The organism is Altererythrobacter lutimaris (assembly GCF_013371495.1).
GTDB classification, from domain to species: domain Bacteria; phylum Pseudomonadota; class Alphaproteobacteria; order Sphingomonadales; family Sphingomonadaceae; genus Erythrobacter; species Erythrobacter lutimaris_A.
Genome location: NZ_JABWTA010000001.1, coordinates 1,575,609 through 1,593,174 on the forward strand (window position 1 = coordinate 1,575,609; position 17,566 = coordinate 1,593,174).

General features: G+C 58.6%; 21 protein-coding genes. 7 read left to right on the plus strand and 14 right to left on the minus strand.

The genetic code is table 11. The annotated features are described in order from the left end of the window. Positions 1–139: 139 nt before the first annotated feature. From HUO12_RS07625 to HUO12_RS07645, 5 genes are all read right to left on the minus strand, one after another. Positions 140–382: a hypothetical protein gene (locus HUO12_RS07625; protein WP_176273007.1), complete on the minus strand. Its 243-nt coding sequence runs from the start codon at positions 380–382 to the stop codon at positions 140–142. A 1-nt stretch (position 383) separates the two neighbouring features. After that, complete coding sequence (locus HUO12_RS07630) at positions 384–584, minus strand: hypothetical protein (protein WP_232367338.1); 201 nt, start codon at positions 582–584, stop codon at positions 384–386. Positions 585–657: 73 nt separating this feature from the next. Further along, entirely contained in the window at positions 658–912 is a 255-nt protein-coding gene (locus HUO12_RS07635; RefSeq protein ID WP_176273008.1) for a cold-shock protein, read from the minus strand. A 493-nt stretch (positions 913–1,405) separates the two neighbouring features. Next, positions 1,406–2,902 (minus strand): Asp-tRNA(Asn)/Glu-tRNA(Gln) amidotransferase subunit GatB, encoded by a 1,497-nt coding sequence (gatB, locus tag HUO12_RS07640; protein WP_176273009.1) that lies wholly within the window; start codon positions 2,900–2,902, stop codon positions 1,406–1,408. 7 nt (positions 2,903–2,909) lie between these two features. Beyond that, complete coding sequence (locus HUO12_RS07645) at positions 2,910–3,158, minus strand: hypothetical protein (protein ID WP_176273010.1); 249 nt, start codon at positions 3,156–3,158, stop codon at positions 2,910–2,912. A gap of 186 nt (positions 3,159–3,344) precedes the next feature. Between HUO12_RS07645 and HUO12_RS07650 the strand changes: the two genes are divergently transcribed. Next, on the plus strand, positions 3,345–4,619 hold the full coding sequence (locus HUO12_RS07650) for an acyltransferase family protein (protein ID WP_176273011.1): 1,275 nt from the start codon (positions 3,345–3,347) through the stop codon (positions 4,617–4,619). On the opposite strand, the gene HUO12_RS07655 is transcribed toward HUO12_RS07650, so the two are convergent. The 5 genes from HUO12_RS07655 to rpsU all read right to left on the minus strand — a co-directional run bounded on the left by HUO12_RS07655 (position 4,616) and on the right by rpsU (position 7,515). Beyond that, a complete protein-coding gene (locus tag HUO12_RS07655) occupies positions 4,616–4,774 on the minus strand; it encodes a glutamyl-tRNA amidotransferase (protein ID WP_332310386.1) in 159 nt (52 codons plus the stop codon). The genes HUO12_RS07650 and HUO12_RS07655 overlap by 4 nt on opposite strands. Beyond that, the gene (gene gatA / locus HUO12_RS07660) at positions 4,771–6,252 is read right to left on the minus strand and encodes an Asp-tRNA(Asn)/Glu-tRNA(Gln) amidotransferase subunit GatA (protein ID WP_176273013.1); all 1,482 of its coding nucleotides are present in this window, start codon (positions 6,250–6,252) and stop codon (positions 4,771–4,773) included. The genes HUO12_RS07655 and gatA overlap by 4 nt, the downstream gene beginning before the upstream one ends. Position 6,253: 1 nt before the next feature. Then, entirely contained in the window at positions 6,254–6,556 is a 303-nt protein-coding gene (gene gatC, locus HUO12_RS07665; protein WP_176273014.1) for an Asp-tRNA(Asn)/Glu-tRNA(Gln) amidotransferase subunit GatC, read from the minus strand. Between the two features lie 14 nt (positions 6,557–6,570). Continuing rightward, the gene (locus tag HUO12_RS07670; RefSeq protein ID WP_232367339.1) at positions 6,571–7,209 is read right to left on the minus strand and encodes an FKBP-type peptidyl-prolyl cis-trans isomerase; all 639 of its coding nucleotides are present in this window, start codon (positions 7,207–7,209) and stop codon (positions 6,571–6,573) included. A 99-nt stretch (positions 7,210–7,308) separates the two neighbouring features. Beyond that, the gene (gene rpsU, locus HUO12_RS07675; protein WP_176273015.1) at positions 7,309–7,515 is read right to left on the minus strand and encodes a 30S ribosomal protein S21; all 207 of its coding nucleotides are present in this window, start codon (positions 7,513–7,515) and stop codon (positions 7,309–7,311) included. Positions 7,516–7,741: 226 nt separating this feature from the next. Between rpsU and crcB the strand changes: the two genes are divergently transcribed. From crcB to HUO12_RS07700, 5 genes are read left to right on the plus strand one after another with little or no spacing between them, the layout of a single operon-like run. Further along, the gene (crcB, locus tag HUO12_RS07680) at positions 7,742–8,161 is read left to right on the plus strand and encodes a fluoride efflux transporter CrcB (RefSeq protein WP_176273016.1); all 420 of its coding nucleotides are present in this window, start codon (positions 7,742–7,744) and stop codon (positions 8,159–8,161) included. Then, entirely contained in the window at positions 8,158–9,345 is a 1,188-nt protein-coding gene (locus tag HUO12_RS07685; RefSeq protein WP_176273017.1) for an RluA family pseudouridine synthase, read from the plus strand. Before crcB ends, HUO12_RS07685 begins: the two co-directional genes overlap by 4 nt. Beyond that, complete coding sequence (locus HUO12_RS07690) at positions 9,345–9,995, plus strand: HAD-IA family hydrolase (protein ID WP_176273018.1); 651 nt, start codon at positions 9,345–9,347, stop codon at positions 9,993–9,995. Before HUO12_RS07685 ends, HUO12_RS07690 begins: the two co-directional genes overlap by 1 nt. Then, on the plus strand, positions 9,992–10,228 hold the full coding sequence (locus tag HUO12_RS07695; RefSeq protein ID WP_176273019.1) for a hypothetical protein: 237 nt from the start codon (positions 9,992–9,994) through the stop codon (positions 10,226–10,228). Before HUO12_RS07690 ends, HUO12_RS07695 begins: the two co-directional genes overlap by 4 nt. Next, positions 10,225–10,929, plus strand: coding sequence for an ATP12 family chaperone protein (locus HUO12_RS07700; protein WP_176273020.1), 705 nt, complete (start codon positions 10,225–10,227; stop codon positions 10,927–10,929). Before HUO12_RS07695 ends, HUO12_RS07700 begins: the two co-directional genes overlap by 4 nt. Before the next feature lie 4 nt (positions 10,930–10,933). On the opposite strand, the gene HUO12_RS07705 is transcribed toward HUO12_RS07700, so the two are convergent. From HUO12_RS07705 to HUO12_RS07720, 4 genes are all read right to left on the minus strand, one after another. Further along, positions 10,934–11,557, minus strand: a complete 624-nt coding sequence (locus tag HUO12_RS07705; protein WP_176273021.1) for an ABC-type transport auxiliary lipoprotein family protein — start codon at positions 11,555–11,557, stop codon at positions 10,934–10,936. Beyond that, positions 11,554–12,501, minus strand: a complete 948-nt coding sequence (locus tag HUO12_RS07710) for an MlaD family protein (protein WP_176273022.1) — start codon at positions 12,499–12,501, stop codon at positions 11,554–11,556. The genes HUO12_RS07705 and HUO12_RS07710 overlap by 4 nt, the downstream gene beginning before the upstream one ends. A 73-nt stretch (positions 12,502–12,574) precedes the next feature. Next, positions 12,575–13,396, minus strand: a complete 822-nt coding sequence (locus HUO12_RS07715) for an ABC transporter ATP-binding protein (protein WP_176273023.1) — start codon at positions 13,394–13,396, stop codon at positions 12,575–12,577. Then, positions 13,396–14,508 (minus strand): MlaE family ABC transporter permease, encoded by a 1,113-nt coding sequence (locus HUO12_RS07720; protein WP_176273024.1) that lies wholly within the window; start codon positions 14,506–14,508, stop codon positions 13,396–13,398. Before HUO12_RS07720 ends, HUO12_RS07715 begins: the two co-directional genes overlap by 1 nt. Before the next feature lie 111 nt (positions 14,509–14,619). Here HUO12_RS07720 and HUO12_RS07725 point away from each other — a divergent pair, with 111 nt between their 5' ends. Continuing rightward, on the plus strand, positions 14,620–17,412 hold the full coding sequence (locus HUO12_RS07725) for a valine--tRNA ligase (RefSeq protein WP_176273025.1): 2,793 nt from the start codon (positions 14,620–14,622) through the stop codon (positions 17,410–17,412). Positions 17,413–17,566 lie beyond the last annotated feature (154 nt).

Sequence of the window (17,566 nt, forward strand, 5' to 3'; positions counted from 1 at the left end):
GTGTTCGCATGGAAAAAAGCCCCCACCGACGAGCGGCGGGGGCTGAAGTCGGAGACAAAAGGACATATCGCCCCTCAATCTCTCGGGTCGCATTGTTGCAGATGCGGCCTGCATTCTTTTGTTGGTTGAAGAGAACAGTCTAGAAGTTCCGCCGATGTGGTTGAGCAAATCCGCTGAGCCTGCGTGATTGGCGGCGATGCTCCGCAAAGGCATCGTCAAGCTTGGAATATGAATATGGCCCGACGCGATAGTGAGCCGACGTTACTGCGATGATCCCGTCAGGTAGCGGGGTCGGTGGATGCGGCTTCAAGGAACCGCCTTCATTCTCCCATTCCCCGGTCCCAGCTTGATTGGGAGATACAGCATTTGAGGGGATGCTCATGTCATTCGCCCTTGTTGGCGGGCACACGTTCGTCACGAGGCCAGCCCTGATTGGATAATCCGTTCGCCTTTCGCCAATCGGCGAGCTGCTTCGCACGCGTTCCTATCAACTCGGAAATCTCCTTGCGCTCTTCCGCCGAACCCGACCGGTCGACCTTCATGGCCGCAAGCTGATGGTCGAAGAGAAACTGGTTCATAGGCATGGCGAGGAATCCTTGTGAGAGGGATTGGAGCCTGAGCCGGGGGTGTTGAGCCCCCCGGTCCTGCTGTTCGGATTCAGCCCTGCTGTTTGCTGGCCTGCTCCTTCTGGTTCTGACCGCCGCCCTGCTGGTGCTGCAGGTTCACGGCATGCTTCTTGCCGCCGTCGACTTCGCTGGTTTCGTAGCTGAAACGCTGATCGACCTTGGGTGTTTGGCCTTCCTGCTGTAAGTCGGCCTTCTTGAACCGAAGTGCGTCACCGCCCTTTTCAGGGGTGATTGCACCGGTGCCGCTGCTGCTGTCGTAGCTCTTGATTTTGCCAAAATGTGACATGTGTCATTCCTTCAAACGAGTGTGCAGCGCGCCAGAATTGACCCGGCTGCGACTAAGAGGCGGAACTGAAGGAAAGGGCTTCCGAGTTTGGAAGCGGTGACCGTCGATTGCGACTGGTAGCTGATCTATATATAAGTGTTGCCGAGGCCAATTACAACCGCTGCAATTATAGTCATTACATGAAGCCGGCAAGGACACCGAGTGTCATGCCGGTATAAATGAGCGCCACTGCAAATACAGCGAAACGTTGTTTTATGAGCATATGGATGCTTTCATTCGTGTGCAGCGCGCCAAAATCGGCTCGGCTGCAACTAATAGGCGGAACTGATGGAGGGACTTCTGGTATCTCTGAAGTCAAAGGCCGTCGATCGCGACTGGTAGCTGACTCTTAGATGGGACTGGCTGACATCATCTACAACCTCTCAGACCGATTATATCCGGTTCCGATCAACGTCCGTAATTGGGTCGATTGCGGACATGGCTAAAGCGGCTTCTACCCCAGCTTGTCCTTCAGGATCTGGTTCACGACCTGCGGGTTCGCCTTGCCTTGCATCGCTTTCATCGTCTGTCCGACAAAGAAGCCGAACAGCTTGTCCTTGCCGCCGCGATATTCCTCGACCTTTTCCGCGTTGTTCGCGATGATCTGGTCAATCGCGGCTTCAATTGCGCCGGTGTCGGACACCTGTTTAAGACCTTCAGCGTCCGCAATCTCGTCCGGCTCGCGTCCGGTCTTGAGCACGATTTCGAAGATTTCCTTCGCCTGCCCGCCACTGATCTCGCCCGCATCCTGCATCTTGAGGATGCTTGCCTGACGCGCAGCCGTGGCATGTTCCAGCTTAGCCTCATCTCCGACCGAGTTGATAACGCCGGGCGCCACGGACAAAGACCAGTTTGCAACCTGCGTTGCGACTTTGGATTCAGGCTTGCCCAAGGCTTTGGCAGTTTCTGCCAGCAAAGTTTCAAAGCGCGCGAATGTCTCGACTTCAGCGGTGAGCTCGCGCGCGTTGTATTCGCTCAGCCCCAGTTCGCCTGAATAGCGCGCGCGCTTGGCATCGGGCAGTTCGGGCAGAGAGGCGCGGCACTCGTCAAGGAAGCTGTCATCCAATTCCAGTGGCAGCAAATCAGGATCAGGGAAGTAGCGATAGTCATGCGCGTCTTCCTTGGACCGCATGCTGCGCGTTGTGCCGGTTGTCGGATCGAACAGGCGCGTTTCCTGGACCACTTTCCCGCCGCTTTCGATCAAGTCGACCTGACGGTTCGCTTCATGCTCGATCGTCTGCATGACAAAGCGCACGGAGTTGACGTTCTTCGTCTCTGTGCGTGTGCCCAGCTCTTCACCTGGACGGCGCACGCTGACGTTCACGTCGGCGCGCATCGAACCTTCTTCCATATTGCCATCGCAGCTGCCCACATAACGCAGGATCGTGCGCAGCTTGCGCACGTAAGCGCCCGCTTCAGCCGGAGACGTCATATCCGGCCGGCTGACGATTTCCATCAGCGCAACGCCGCAGCGATTGAGATCGACATAGGACATAGTCGGGTGCTGATCGTGCATCAGCTTGCCCGCGTCCTGCTCGACATGGATGCGCTCGATCCCGATGACCTTGTCTTCAGGGATGCCTGCCTTTTCGTCTGCTTCGATAGTCAGCTGTCCCTCGCCCACAAGCGGGTGATAGAGCTGGCTGATCTGATAACCCTGCGGCAGATCGGCATAGAAGTAATTCTTGCGGTCGAACCGGCTCCACGCGTTGATCTGAGCGTTGATTGCCATGCCGGTGCGCACGGCCTGGCGGATGCATTCGCGGTTCGGCACAGGCAGCATGCCCGGCATCGCGGCGTCCACCAGAGAGACATTGCAATTGGGCTCAGCGCCGAACTCGGTCGAAGCGCCGGAAAACAGCTTCGCATTGGAGGTAACCTGGGCATGGACTTCCAGCCCGATCACAACTTCCCATTCGCCGGTGGCGCCTTGAATTCGATATGTACTCACAACTCACTCACACACATGTATTGACCAAATCAAGCTCAGCGCCTCGTCCAAGCTCGCTATCGTATTCAACCACCGATCCCACAGCGTCGATGCGTTCGACGACACGAAACCGTAGGACCCCGATCCCCCTTGGCACACTGATCAAGTAGGCATCGTCCAGAAATCCCAGTTTAGCATTCTCGCCCAACGAAGATGCAATGCACTCAGCCACTTCCCTAGGAGACTGGTCGCTCACTTTGCTAAATGTTGCTTGCATTGGCGCAGAGTCGGGAAACGGACCAGAAACGCAACCGGAAAGCGCAATAATCAATCCGAAGCCAACATATGATTCCTTTATTGTCGCCATCGCAGACAACGAACGGCCTATTGTGCGTCTCACCTTCGAGCAATCCTGATCACAACTTCCCATTCGCCGGTGGCGCCTTGAATTCTGTAAGTGCTCATGAGCCGTGCAATAAGCGCATCGCGCCTGTGTGAAAAGGCCGATAATCGCGCAAAATTGCTGGAAAATGCCTCGAATTCGGCGCCAATTGTGAACGCGCTGGTAACTATGCGCGGGCTATGGCCATCGGCGATGACCGCTTACAAGCCGATCCTGCTGCCGGAGCAATACGACAAGGCGACCGCTCAGCCCGTCACGCCGCCTGCCATTCGTGCAGGACAGCGGCTGGTCACGCTCGACCTATTGCGCGGAATTGCTGCGATTGCGGTGATGCTGCGCCACTATCCCTGGCCGGGCCATCAAGTGCCGATCCTGCCGAGCAGTTTCCTCGCGGTTGATCTGTTTTTCCTGCTGTCAGGCTATGTGCTGGCCGCAACCTATGAGCCAAGGCTCCTCGGCAATATGAGCGCAGGCAATTTCATGACGCGCCGTCTGACGCGGATGTATCCGCTCTATTTTCTCGGGCTGGCACTGGCCTTGCTGGCGTGCCTTGGCGCAGTGGGCACCCATCCGCCTGCAGTCATGAGCCAAAGCGAGTTCGCGCTTGCAGCGTTTTTCAACCTGTTTTTCCTGCCCGCACCCCCGCCGGGGCTTGTGCATGAAACCATCGTAACGCAAGCATTCCCGTTCAACTTCCCGGCCTGGTCGCTGTTTTGGGAGCTTGCAGTGAATGGCCTCTACGCGCTCATCATATTGCGTCTTACGCCGAAGATGATTGCAGCGATAGTTGGCGGCTGCTTCATTGCCATGGCAGTATTTGCGATTGGCAATGGCACGCTTGATTCCGGCGCGACATGGAGCACGTTTGCGATGGGAGGGCTGCGCTGCGGCTTCGCTTTCTTCCTCGGCGTCGCGCTGGTGCGGATGCGAAGCATCGCGGTCGCGCCTAAACTGCCGAGCTGGATCCCGGTCGTGCTGCTGGTCAGCGCGCTGGCCGTGCCAGTGAGCTGGGGGCCGTGGCCTGCACTGATCAGCGCCGCATTCATCTTCCCGCTCGCCATTTGGCTGGGCGCATCGGCGAAAGCTGGTCCCGTCGAAGCGAAGATTTCCGATTGGCTCGGGTGGATTTCTTATCCGGTCTATGTCCTGCAATTGCCTGTGCTGATGCTTGCAGGCGCGATCATGATCGCCACCACGGGTGAGTTCTTCGGCGACAATCTCGCGCGGGACTTGGCGATCTATTGCGGCGCGACTGTGCTGCTGAGCGTGATTGCAGCCAAGCTGTTTGACGAGCCCGTCAGGCGTTGGCTGTCAGCCCGGATGAAGCGGAGCTAGGCTTCGTCCTGATCGTCGCTGTCTTCGGGCTTGGTACGAAACTGCGCTTCGCCATAGTCCACATTCTTGCGGATATAGTTCGCGAACATGAAAGTCGCTGGCACCGCGAGCGCTATGCCGATCCCGGCAATCGTCAACGCGGTGTCATTGCTCACCACCACTTCTCCGGCGCTGCTTCGAAGCCAGAACGCTGCTGGATCGCAAGACCTGCATTAAGCACGCCCTGCTCGTCAAACGGTTTGCCCACCAGTTGCAGGCCGAGCGGAAGACCATCCTCCGTGAGTGTCGCAGGCACGCTCATCGCAGGCAGGCCAGCGAGAGAAGCGGGTACAGCGAACACGTCATTGAGATACATCGTCAGCGGATCTTCATTGAGCGATCCCAGCGGGAAGCTAGGCGTCGGCGTGGTCGGCGCGAGGATCACATCGCACTCCGCCCAAGCCTGCTCGAAATCGCGCGCCACCAAAGCGCGTACGCGCTGCGCCTGATTGTAATAGGCATCGTAAAAGCCCGCGCTCAGCACGTAGGTCCCGATCAGGATGCGGCGTTTGACTTCATCGCCAAAGCCCTCCTCGCGGGTCGCGGCATACATGTCCTGCAGGCCTGCCCCTTCCGGCAGATCGCGCAAACCGTAACGCACCCCATCATAGCGCGCCAAGTTCGAAGACGCTTCGGCAGGTGCAATGATGTAATATGCGGGAAGCGCATACTTCGTATGCGGCAGGCTTATGTCGACGATCTCGGCCCCCGCATCGCGCAGCCATTCCTTGCCTTGCTCCCAGGACTTGAGGATCGCCTCGTCTGTGCCGTCCATGCGGTATTCGCGTGGAATGCCGACTTTCTTGCCTTTGAGGTTTGCGGATAGCCCCGCTTCCCAGTTCGGCACGTCCATTTGCAGCGAGGTTGCATCTTTTGGATCGAAACCCGCCATCGCCTCCAGCATGATCGCGCAATCTTCGACCGAGCGCGCCATTGGGCCTGCCTGATCGAGTGAGCTTGCAAACGCCACCACGCCCCAGCGCGAGCAGCGGCCATAAGTCGGCTTGATCCCGCAAATGCCGGTAAACGCAGCAGGCTGACGGATCGAGCCGCCAGTGTCTGTCCCGGTCGCTGCCGGTGCGATCCGGGCTGCCACAGCAGAAGACGAACCACCCGAGGAACCGCCGGGAGACATCGCGGCATTGCTGCCCGCCTTCTTCCACGGCGAGTTTACATTGCCAAAATAGCTCGTCTCGTTCGAGCTACCCATCGCGAACTGGTCAAGGTTGAGCTTGCCGAGCATGCCTGCGCCTGCATCCCACAGGTTCTGGCTGACCGTGCTTTCGTATTGCGGCTTGAAGCCTTCGAGGATGTGGCTCGCTGCGGTGGTCTGCACGCCATGCGTTGCAAACAAGTCTTTCATGCCGATCGGAACGCCGGCCATCTTACCCAAGTCCTTGCCCGCCGCACGGTCCGCATCGACTTTGTCAGCCGCCGCTAAAGCATGATCTGGCGTTGTCACGATAAAAGCGTTGAGCGCAGCCGCTTCAGCAACAGCCACATTGAAGGCTTCCGCCACTTCGCGCGCGGTAAAATCGCCGCTGGCGACTCCGTCGCGGATGTCTTTCACGCCGAGGGAAGTGAATTCAGTCATCTTATTCAATCACCTTAGGCACGCCAAAAAAGCCATGCTCAGCCGCAGGGGCATTAGCGAGAATATCATCGCGGCGATCACCGCCTGTCTTTGGATCGGCATTCACTTCATCCGCGCGCAGACGCAGCGCATTGGGAATGACCGCTGTCATCGGCTCGATGTCCGATGTGTCGACTTCGCCCAGCTGCTCGACCCAGTTCAGGATGCCGTTCAGCTCAGGCGCCATGCGCTCCAGCTCTTCATCGGTCATCTTGATCCGGGCGAGCGACGCGATCTTGGCGACGGTTTCCTTGTCTACCGACATGGTTCTGGTTCCTGTTATTCTGCTGGAGGTGCAGTTGGCAGCGCAGCGTCAGGAGGCCCCGCCTGCATCGCTTGCTGGAGCAGATTGAAGCGGCGTTGGGCTTCCTCTTCTGAGATGGAATCAACGAGCTCCATCTCGAAGATGAGATCGCTGCCCGCAGGGATACGCACTTCGCCGGTTTGCGGATCAAGACGGTCCTCATCGCCATATCCCATTTCTGCCGGAATATAGACTTCGTACTTTCCACCGACTTCCATTTGCTGCAGGGCTTTGAAGAAGCCTTCGACCGTCGCGCCTTCCTCTACCGGAAATGGCGCGCCGTCGGGCATGATGCCTGGAACCGGCCAGTTGAAATCCGCAGAACTGTCAAACTGCTCGCCGGTTGCTGCGAAGCGGCCCGTATATTTCACGAAAGCCACTTCGCCGATCTGAGGCTTGGCGCCCTCGCCGGCGATGATCGTGTCAACGCTGAAGCCCTTGGGTGCAGCTGCCCAGGCCATGCCTGCGCCAATCAGTATGGCGATGATCACGCCAAGCCACAGCTTGGTCAGCGAGCCTTTGGCAATCGGTTGAAGCGGTACGCGGGTGACTTCGGCCATGAATGCGGTTTCCTGCAGGTAGAAATAGTGGCGTAGAAATTGTGGCGCGCTCAAATGCGATTTGAAACACAAAAGGGCGCGGAATCGAACCGCGCCCTGATGGCTTATCGCGAGTGTGCGTTCAAGCAGTAATACTGCTCAAACACGGCATAGTTACTTGATGCCGTCACGCTCCATGCGCTTACGCTCAAGTTTGCGTGCACGGCGAACAGCAGCAGCCTTTTCACGGGCGCGCTTCTCGCTTGGCTTTTCATAGTGACGACGCAGCTTCATCTCGCGATAGACACCTTCACGCTGCAGCTTTTTCTTGAGCGCGCGCAGGGCCTGCTCGACATTGTTATCGCGAACGATGATTTGCATAAATTCCAACACCTCAAAACGAATGGCGATTGCCCGCGAGAATGGCGGGGGTCACCACCTGAAAATCAACGAAAAAGTGGCCGAATCCGCAAGCGGTCGGCTCGAACATGCGCGGCTATTACCAAAATGTGTTGGATTTGCAAGGGCTGAGCTGGCTTAAAAGTCGCTCGGCGCAGGCGGAACAGCGCTAGGCATGGGCGCTATGGGCGGTTAAGAGGCGTCAAGCATGTCGACGCTCTCACCTCTTGCTGCAAGCCTGCACGTTGCCATTGGCGGCGCGGTTGGCGCTGTCCTGCGCTACCAGATGGGACGTGCGATGACCGGATGGCTCGGCGCGCCTGCAATGAGCCTGTTTCCGTGGGCGACCCTAGCCGTCAATGCGCTCGGCAGCCTGCTGATGGGTCTGTTGTGGGGCTGGCTGGCGATGAAAGGCGGGAGCGATCCGAGTTCGACCGACCAATTACGCTTGCTGCTGGCGACGGGTTTGCTGGGTGGTTTCACCACTTTCTCGGCCTTCAGCCTTGAAATGATCGTAATGATCGAGCGCGGGCAATATCTGTTCGCAGCTCTCTATTTGATTTTGTCCGTCTGCCTTGCGCTAAGCGCGCTGATGTTCGGCGTGACCTTTATGAGACTGTTCCAATGAGCAAGACGGGTGCAAGCACTGAAGTCCGCCAGTTTACTGTCGGCGAAGATGATGACGGGATCCGCCTGGACCGCTGGTTCAAACGGCATCTGCCGCAGATCGGCTTCGGCATGGTCTCGAAATGGGCGCGCACTGGCCAGGTCCGGGTCGATGGTAAGCGAGCCAAGCCCGATGACCGGCTTGAGACAGGCCAGGTTCTGCGAGTGCCGCCAGGCGGTGAGACTCCCGGCGGCCGGAAGCCCAAGCCGCGCCGCGAACTCACAGCGGACGAGATCGCTGAAGCGCATGCGATGGTGATCAAGGAAACGCCGTCAGCCATCATCTTCAACAAGCCGCCGGGCCTTGCGACCCAAGGCGGCAGCAAAACCACGCGCCATGTTGACGGGCTGCTTGATGCGTTTGTCGATGACGAAGATGATCCTCGCCCTCGCCTCGTGCATCGGCTCGACAAAGACACTTCCGGCGTGTTGCTGGTGGCCAAGACACCCGGCAGCGCGGCGCATTTCTCCAAGCGTTTCTCGGGCCGCAGCGCGCGCAAGGTCTATTGGGCGCTGGTGGTCGGCGTGCCGGCGGTGCTGGAAGGCACCATCGACGCGCCGCTCGCCAAGCAACCGGGTTCCGGTGGCGAGAAAATGCATGTCGATGAAGAGAACGGTGCGCTTGCGAAAACAAAGTACCGTGTCGTCGACAAGGCCGGTCACAAAGCGGCGTGGGTCGAGCTCGAGCCTCTCACCGGCCGCACGCACCAGCTGCGCGTGCATCTTGCCGCGATTGGTCATCCGATCGTGGGCGACGGCAAATATGGCGGCAAGGATGCGTTTCTGACCGGCTCTGTCAGTCGCAAGATGCATCTGCATGCACGCCGGCTTCGGATTGACGCGCCGAAATCAGACGGCGGCGGCAAGATTGACGTGACCGCTGAGCTTCCCGAGCACTTCGCAGGCAGCATGGAGCATCTGGGCTTCGATTTGAGCCTCAGCACAGCGAAACCACTGAACTTCGATCCGCCCGAGCGCACGCCCGCGGAGAAGAAGCAGGCCGCACGCCAGCACGCCAAACAGTATCGCAAGTCGCGCAAAGGCGAGCGGCGTTCGCGCGGACCCGCCGCTCAAGGAAAGCTCGGCAAGAAATCCGGCGGCAGGCCCGCACGCAAGACCGCTCCTAAAAAGGATGGGCGGCGCTGATGACAGGTCGCCTCGCTATCTTTGATTGCGATGGAACGCTGGTCGATGGCCAAGCGGCCGTGTGTGAAGCGATGGAAGCGGGATTTGCCGCTGCTGAGCTTCCTGTGCCGGACCGCCATGACATTCGCCGCATCGTCGGCCTGAGCTTGCCGCAAGCGATCCGCTTGCTTGCTCCTGAAGCAAGCGAAGAACAGCGCGCTCTCGCGGCGCAAGCCTATAAAGACAGCTTCTTCAACACGCGCCAGTCGGGTCAGCTTCACGAGCCACTGTTCGACGGGATCGAGGCTTTGCTGCGCCGTATGCACAGCGATGGCTGGCATTTGGCGGTTGCTACGGGCAAGTCCGATCGCGGCCTTAAAGGCTGTTTGGAGATGCACGGCCTTACCGAACTGTTTGTGTCGCTTCAGACCGCAGACCGCCACCCTTCCAAGCCCCACCCCTCCATGATCGAGCAATGCCTCACCGATGCCGGTGCGCAAGCGAACAACACCGTAATGATTGGTGACACGACCTTCGACATCGACATGGCCGTCAATGCGCAGGTTCGCGCGCTCGGCGTATCCTGGGGCTATCACACATCTGAAGAGCTGCTGAGTTGCGGCGCCGTAGCAGTCGCGGAAGACGCTGCGCATCTGGAGCGCCTGTTGTGAGCGATGCGCCTCAAAAAGATGACGCGGACGAGAACCTCGCTTTCAAGCGCTATATGTTTCTCAATGGCATCCGCATCCTGGGAATCATTACGATCTGCGCAGGGATAGCCACACAAGAGCGCTTGCTGCCTCTGCCTCCGGTGTTTGCTTACGTCCTTGCGATTGCAGGCTTCCTGATCTTCTTTTTCCTCCCGAGACACTTTGCGCAAGGTTGGCGGAGCAACGACCAATGAAGCGCTTTTACGAGCAGGTGTCCGTCTCCGAGGTCAATGGCGGCTGGCAAGTCATGCTGGATGATCGTGGGCTGAAGACAGTCGGCGGCAAAGCTCAGATCGTTCCGACAAAGCCGCTCGCAGAAGCTTTGGCGCGCGAATGGGACGAGCAAGGCGAAGACATTGATGTGAAGCGTTTTCGTCTCCGAGATACAGCCGACTATGCGATCGAGCATGTTGCTGCCAAGCCGGATGAGGTCATCACCAAGCTGCTCGGCTATGTTGAAACCGATACGCTTTGTTATCGGGCCGATCCGGAAGACGCTTTGTTTCAGCGGCAGCTCGATGAATGGGAGCCGATCCTTGAGAATTTTGAAGCGCGCGAGGGTCTGAAGCTTGTGCGCGTGTCCGGCATTGTGCACCGCGAACAGCCGCAGGACACGCTCGCCAAACTCCGCGCAAAGCTTGAAATGCGCGATCCCTTCCCTCTTGCCGGATTGGAATTGCTCGCCTCGCTCGCGGCTTCGTTGATCGTTGCATTGGAAATCAGCCAGCCCGAATCAGATCCGGAAATGCTCTGGCGCGCAGCCAGCCTTGAAGAAGAATGGCAAGCCGAGCTTTGGGGCCGCGATGCTCAAGCAGAGGAGCGGCGTGCTGAAAGGCGCATCGCCTTCCTGGGCGCTGCTGACTGGCTGAAATTGCTAGAGCCGGAAAAAGTCTAGTCCTCTAGCTTTCCGCATCTTCCGCTGGTGCTTTGAGCCAAGCGGCGATTTGCCGAGCGACGTCATTGCTCGCGCGATTGAGCGCTGATCCGATCGGAATGGCGTTAGCGCTTATGCCCTGCTCCATCGCCTCAAACCGACGTGTTTCGACCATGCCGTCATCACCGGTTCGGATCGCATCAAAGCGCACGATCACGGACGCGCTGCGCGCATCATAGCCAAATTCGCGCAGTGTGCCGCGCAGATGGCTGTCTGCAAAAAGGCTCGGATCATCACCGTCAATCACGAGCTGGCCTGTTTCCACGCGGATTGTTTCTGCAACGACGCGGCGGAACAAGCGCGCAGGCTTCTCCACCCACACCGCGTCGGTCACATAAGCGATAGTTGCATCATCGACTTGCACAGGAATTCGCAGAACATCGATCGCTGCAGTCGTTTCAGGCACATGCACAGCTAACGTCTCAGCACGCGTTCCGCTGTAAGCGTCACCAGCCGCCGCGCGTGCCTCTGACGTCAGTGTCAGGAGACTATCTGGAGGCTCTGCCCCGCCAAGGCTTACGCATCCCGCGAGAGCAATGAACGGTGCAAGCGTCGCAAGGCGCCACGAATATCTCATCGGCTTACTCATGGTTCATAATCCGGCAGCGTCTGACCACCGATCAGCGCCCCCGCCCCCTGATTTTCAATCTTCTCGGTTATGTTGCGCAGCGCTTTGCTGGTCGCACGAAGGTCGCGCAATGTCGCATCTGCTGCGGGCAAAGTGCTCTGTGACAATTGCCGCGCTGCAGGCCTCGTATCTTCCAGTGTTTCAGACAGCGAAATTGCAGCGGCATTGGCTGACTTAAGCGTCGCACGGAGCTCCTGCGTCAAAGCTGCGCCTTCCTGGACCAGCAGCTTATCGGTCGAGCGCGTGACTTGCTCGAACGCGTCGAGCGCTTCGCCCGCTTCGCGTAAAGTGGTTTCAAGTTCAGCAAGCGTGCCTTCAATTTGCGGGCCAGAATCTGCAAGGCTCTTCGACAAGCGGTTGGTGTTCTCAAGAATGCCGGCGATGTTTTCCTGATTGTCTTCATCAAGCACTTGCGTCAGTCGCTCGGTCAGCGTCGCGAGACGCTCCAGCAACAGCGGCGCGTTGGCGAGGATCTCGCCAAAGCCGCCGGGCTTAGGCGGAATGACAGGCACGCCGTCAGGACAGGCGGTTGTCTCACAGGAAATCGGCGGCGCGTCTTTTACTGCGCCATCGAGAAGGATGGTAGAAACGCCGGTGAAGCTCGCCTGGACTGTCGCAGTCGTCCCGACAAGGATCGGTACTTCATCGTCAACGGTGATCCGCACACGCACAAACTCAGGGTCCTGCGGCCAGAGCTTGATTTGCGAAACTTGGCCCACGGGCACGCCCGAAAAGCTCACCTGACTGCCATTCGCCAGCCCTTCAACCGATTGATTGAAAAGGATATCATATTCACTTTGCGCGCCTTGCCCCAGCCGCGCAATCCACACGATAGCCGCTGCCAGAATAGCCAGCAGAGCAAGCGTGACTGCCCCCACCCAGACAAAGTTTGCGCGTGTTTCCATGGCTTAGCTCTTATCCCCGCACGCCGCGCGCTTGTCCAATTCTTTGATAGGCTGGCTTGTTGTCATCGCGCGTTTACCCTCTTGCCTGTGTCGCAAGCGCCGCACGTCCACGCGGTCCATTGAAGTATTCCTGCACCCATGGATGGTCGAGCTGCATGAGGTTCGCGACTGTATCGACAGCAATCACCCTCTTGTCAGCGATCACAGCCACGCGGTCGCAAATCTCATGCAAGGTGTCCAAGTCATGCGTGATGAGGAACACCGTCAATCCGAGCGTGGCCTTCAATTCCTTAGTCTGCTGGTCAAAAGCAGCAGCACCGATCGGGTCAAGCCCAGCAGTGGGTTCGTCAAGAAACAACAGCTCTGGATCGAGCGCCAGAGCGCGGGCGAGGCCTGCACGTTTCTTCATGCCCCCAGAGAGTTGCGACGGATATTTGTCGACTGCTTCGTCGGGCAGTCCTGACAACCGCACCTTGTAGCGCGCGATCTCCTTCCGCAAATCGGCTTCAATATCTGGATAAAACTGCTTGATCGGGACTTCGACATTTTCGCCCACAGTCAGCGTCGAGAACAGCGCGCCGCCCTGGAACAGCACACCCCAGCGTGAGCGCACCCCGATTTCTTCATCAGGGTCTGCTCGCGTTATTGAGCGACCGAAAACCTGAACATCACCGGCATTCGGGATCTGTAGACCGATAATCGAGCGCATCAGCACTGATTTGCCACTGCCTGATCCGCCAACCACGCCGAGAATCTCACCACGCCGGACTTTCAGATCGAGATCTTCATGCACGGTCTGCGTACCGAACCGATTGACAAGGCCGCTGACCTCAACCGGGTACTCGCCGCGAAAACGCTCAAATTCGCCGGGAGCATGAATGCCGTTCTTTGCCATCAGCCCCACCCGATCTCTGTGAAAAACACAGCGAAAAACGCATCGAGCACGATAACTGCGAAGATAGCGGAGACCACCGCCAACGTTGTTCGCAGTCCCACTTGCTCTGAATTCCCGCGCACTTGCATCCCGTGATAGCAGCCTGCAAGCGCGACGATCAGGCCGAAAACCGGCGCCTTGATGAGGCCCACCCATAAGTCATAAGTTGGCACAACATCATTGATCCGCAGTAGGAATGTCCAGAACGGGATCCCCAGCAACAGGTCGCCGACCACAGCCCCGCCGATTATGGCAACAACCGCAGAATAGAAGCCCAAGAGCGGCATCATGACGACCGCGGCGAGAATGCGTGGGATCACCAGAGCTTCAATCGGCGAGATACCGATAGTGCGCATGGCATCGACTTCCTCGGTGAGCTTCATCGTGCCGATTTGCGCGGCAAAGGCAGAACCGGACCTACCCGCCACCATGATCGCAGTCATCAGAACGCCCAGCTCGCGCAGAGTAATGCGCCCGACGAGGTTGATTGTCAGCGCCTCAGCGCCGAATTGCTGGAGCTGCACTGCGCCTTGCTGCGCGATCACGATCCCGATGAGGAAGCTCATCAAACCGATGATCGGTAGAGCCGAAACGCCCACCAGCTCCATTTGCCGCACGAAAGCCAGTCCGCGAAAACGACCGGGGTTCAGCAAAACGTTCCAGCACCCGACAAGGATCGCGCCGAGGAAGTTGATAACGCCGATAATGCCGCTGCGCACTTCGAAGACCTTCCGCCCAGTCTGTTCGCTCAGCCGCTCCCAGCTCGGCAATTCCTCGCCTTCAAAATCTTCCTGATGGCTGAGACCTTCAAGAGCCCCGACAAGCCGCGCTGCGCGTTCGGACGCTCCGGTGAGCGGGGCCTCATGCCTCTGCGCGAGCGTGGAAGCGACCCATGCACCGACGGTATCGATTTCGGAAACCTGGCTGAGGTCTATGCTTGCAAACGGTCCGCTAAGTGCGCGCAATTCCTCGTCAATCGCACCAATGCACGAGACTAGATAAGGCCCGGACAGCACCAGCCGGTCTCCGCCCTGCGCATCGGCTTCAATCGAATATTGCGCCCCGCCATCCATAAGCACTTGCTATGCGGACAAAACCGCCGCGTCACAAGGCTGGATTGTTAGTAGCGGAGCAAGAATGCGGCGTTGCACCATGACGCACGCGCTGGCAAAGGCATGCGCGACATGACACAAGAACTCGACACAACGTTTGATCCGGCGAGCATCGAGAAGCGCTGGTATGCCCATTGGGAAGAGAGCGGCGCATTTCGCCCTTCGCGCCCTGACGCAGAGCCGTTTACCATTGTGAACCCGCCGCCTAACGTCACGGGCTCGCTGCACATCGGGCATGCGCTCGACAACACGCTGCAGGATATCGTGATCCGTTACGAGCGGCTGCGCGGCAAGGACGCGCTGTGGGTCGTGGGCACTGACCACGCCGGGATCGCGACGCAAATGGTGGTCGAGCGCCAGATGGAGCTGCGCCAGGATAAGCGCACCAATTACAGTCGCGAGGAATTCGTCGACAAGGTGTGGGAATGGAAGGCCGAAAGCGGCGGAACCATCACCACGCAATTGCGGCGGCTGGGCTGCTCGATGGACTGGTCACGCGAGCAGTTCACCATGGACGAGCACTTCACCAAGGCTGTGCTCAAGGTCTTCGTCGATCTTTATAATGACGGCCTGCTCTACCGCGACAAGCGGCTGGTAAACTGGGACCCGAAGCTGAAAACCGCGATCTCCGATCTGGAAGTCGAGAGCCGCGATGTGAACGGCCACATGTGGCACTTCAAATACCCCCTCGCAGGCGGGGAGACCTATACCTATGTCGAGCGCGATGTTGATGGCAATGTCACGCTTGAAGAAGAGCGCGACTACATCTCGATCGCCACCACTCGGCCTGAAACAATGCTCGGCGACGGCGCGGTTGCGGTGCATCCGGATGACGCGCGCTATGCCCCTATCGTCGGCAAGCTGTGCGAGATCCCGGTCGGCCCCAAGGAGCATCGCCGCCTGATCCCTATCATCACCGATGAATATCCCGATCCCGATTTCGGCTCGGGCGCGGTGAAGATAACCGGCGCGCATGACGAGAATGACTTTGGCGTTGCGCAGCGCAATGGCATTCCGATGTACCGCCTGATGGATGAAGCCGCCGCCATGCGCAGGGACGGCGCGCCTTATGCAGAGGTGGCGAAGCGCGCGATGGAAATCGCACGCGGTGCAGAGGCTGACGCGGAGGAGATCGACGCGCTAAACCTCGTACCGGACGAATATCGCGGGCTTGACCGGTACGAAGCGCGCAAGAAAGTAGTCGCGGATATCGATGCCGAAGGCCTGATGATCATGGTCGAGGACAAGTTCATCACGCAGCCTTTTGGCGACCGTGGCGGCGTGGTGATCGAACCGATGCTGATGGACCAGTGGTACGTCAACGCAGGCGAGCTATCCAAGAAGCCGATTGAAGCGGTCAAATCGGGCGAGATCGAGATCGTCCCCAAGAGCTGGGAGAAGACCTTCTTCAACTGGATGGAGAACATTCAGCCATGGTGCGTCTCGCGCCAGCTGTGGTGGGGGCATCGGATACCTGCTTGGTATGATGCCGACGGCAATGTCTATGTTGCTGAAACTGAGGAAGACGCGCAGGCGCAGGCTGGCGACGGTGTTGCCTTGAAGCGGGACGAAGACGTCCTCGACACTTGGTTCTCGTCAGCCTTGTGGCCGTTCGCCACCCTGGGCTGGCCTGAAGACAATGCAGCGCTGTATGAGAAACACTACCCCAATGACCTGCTGATTTCCGGCTTCGACATCCTGTTCTTCTGGGATGCACGGATGATGATGGCGGGCTATTACAACACGGGTCAGGCCCCATGGCCACGGCTCTATCTACACGGACTGGTGCGCGCCGCAGATGGCGCAAAAATGTCCAAGTCGAAAGGCAATGTGGTCGATCCGCTCGGCCTGATCGACCAATATGGCGCGGACGCGCTGCGCTTCTTCATGGCGGCGATGGAAAGCCAGGGCCGCGACATCAAGATGGATGAGAAGCGGGTCGAGGGCTATCGCAACTTTGCAACAAAGCTCTGGAATGCCACGCGTTTCTGCCAATCCAACGGCATCGGTGCGTCTTCCACGCTCGCCGCACCCGAAGCCAAGCTTGCTGCGAACCAATGGATCATCGGCGAAGTCCAGCAAACGCTCGAAGAGCTTGACAAGGCGATGGCTGAGCTGCGCTTCGATGCTGCGGCCAACACGATCTACCAGTTCACATGGTCGCGGTTCTGCGACTGGTATCTGGAGCTGATCAAGCCGGTATTTGCCGAGGGCGCAAGCGAAACAGCTGCGGCAGAAACCCGCGCGGTCGCTGGATGGGCGCTCGACCAGATCCTTGTCATGCTCCACCCGTTCATGCCCTTCATCACGGAAGAGCTTTGGCATGCATTGGGAACTCGCAAGTACGATTTGATCCTTGCGAAATGGCCCAACCCGCGTGCCAATGTGAGCAAGCCTGCGACAGACGCCATCGACTGGGTGATCGAACTGACGAGCAATGTCCGCTCAGCCAAGAACGAGCTGGGCATTTCGCCGGGCGCGAAGCTTGCTGCCTTTCTGCCTAAGGCTTCCGATCTCGCGACCAGCACGATCGAACGGTCAAGTGCGGCAGTCGAGCGGCTCGCGCGTCTGACGCCTGTAACCATCAGCGAGGCCCCTTCCGGACCCGCTATGCAGATCACTGCTGGCGAGGATGTGTTTATCATCCCGCTCGAAGGCATTATCGACATCAACGCGGAGAAAGCGCGTCTGGAAAAGGCGCTGGCTGCCTCACAGAAGGAAGCGAAAAGCCTTGAGGGGCGGCTCTCCAACGCAAACTTTGTCGAGCGCGCCAAGCCGGAGGCGGTGGAGAAAGCCAAGGCGGACTTCGCGCATCATTCGGCGGAGGCAGAGCGTTTGCAAGCAGCACTAGAGCGGCTGGGGTAGTTTCCTACACGGCCAAATGGTGGCATGACGTAGGAATGATTGTTGCGTTTCCCTTCTGTTTTTCTTGGAAAGGTGTCAACTTTGTTGGAAGGCCTGTTTCCGCATGTTTTTCCAGTGGTTACGCACAAAATTGCCGGGTGACAGGGTGTCAACT

Bases quoted from the DNA above. Each gene is read 5' to 3' on its own strand.
- HUO12_RS07625 (WP_176273007.1), bottom strand. From the start codon at position 382: ATGAGCATCCCCTCAAATGCTGTATCTCCCAATCAAGCTGGGACCGGG.
- HUO12_RS07630 (WP_232367338.1), bottom strand. From the start codon at position 584: ATGCCTATGAACCAGTTTCTCTTCGACCATCAGCTTGCGGCCATGAAG.
- HUO12_RS07635 (WP_176273008.1), bottom strand. From the start codon at position 912: ATGTCACATTTTGGCAAAATCAAGAGCTACGACAGCAGCAGCGGCACC.
- HUO12_RS07645 (WP_176273010.1), bottom strand. From the start codon at position 3,158: ATGCAAGCAACATTTAGCAAAGTGAGCGACCAGTCTCCTAGGGAAGTG.
- HUO12_RS07650 (WP_176273011.1), top strand. From the start codon at position 3,345: ATGAGCCGTGCAATAAGCGCATCGCGCCTGTGTGAAAAGGCCGATAAT.
- gatA (WP_176273013.1), bottom strand. From the start codon at position 6,252: ATGACTGAATTCACTTCCCTCGGCGTGAAAGACATCCGCGACGGAGTC.
- gatC (WP_176273014.1), bottom strand. From the start codon at position 6,556: ATGTCGGTAGACAAGGAAACCGTCGCCAAGATCGCGTCGCTCGCCCGG.
- rpsU (WP_176273015.1), bottom strand. From the start codon at position 7,515: ATGCAAATCATCGTTCGCGATAACAATGTCGAGCAGGCCCTGCGCGCG.
- crcB (WP_176273016.1), top strand. From the start codon at position 7,742: ATGTCGACGCTCTCACCTCTTGCTGCAAGCCTGCACGTTGCCATTGGC.
- HUO12_RS07685 (WP_176273017.1), top strand. From the start codon at position 8,158: ATGAGCAAGACGGGTGCAAGCACTGAAGTCCGCCAGTTTACTGTCGGC.
- HUO12_RS07690 (WP_176273018.1), top strand. From the start codon at position 9,345: ATGACAGGTCGCCTCGCTATCTTTGATTGCGATGGAACGCTGGTCGAT.
- HUO12_RS07700 (WP_176273020.1), top strand. From the start codon at position 10,225: ATGAAGCGCTTTTACGAGCAGGTGTCCGTCTCCGAGGTCAATGGCGGC.
- HUO12_RS07705 (WP_176273021.1), bottom strand. From the start codon at position 11,557: ATGAGTAAGCCGATGAGATATTCGTGGCGCCTTGCGACGCTTGCACCG.
- HUO12_RS07710 (WP_176273022.1), bottom strand. From the start codon at position 12,501: ATGGAAACACGCGCAAACTTTGTCTGGGTGGGGGCAGTCACGCTTGCT.
- HUO12_RS07715 (WP_176273023.1), bottom strand. From the start codon at position 13,396: ATGGCAAAGAACGGCATTCATGCTCCCGGCGAATTTGAGCGTTTTCGC.
- HUO12_RS07720 (WP_176273024.1), bottom strand. From the start codon at position 14,508: ATGGATGGCGGGGCGCAATATTCGATTGAAGCCGATGCGCAGGGCGGA.
- HUO12_RS07725 (WP_176273025.1), top strand. From the start codon at position 14,620: ATGACACAAGAACTCGACACAACGTTTGATCCGGCGAGCATCGAGAAG.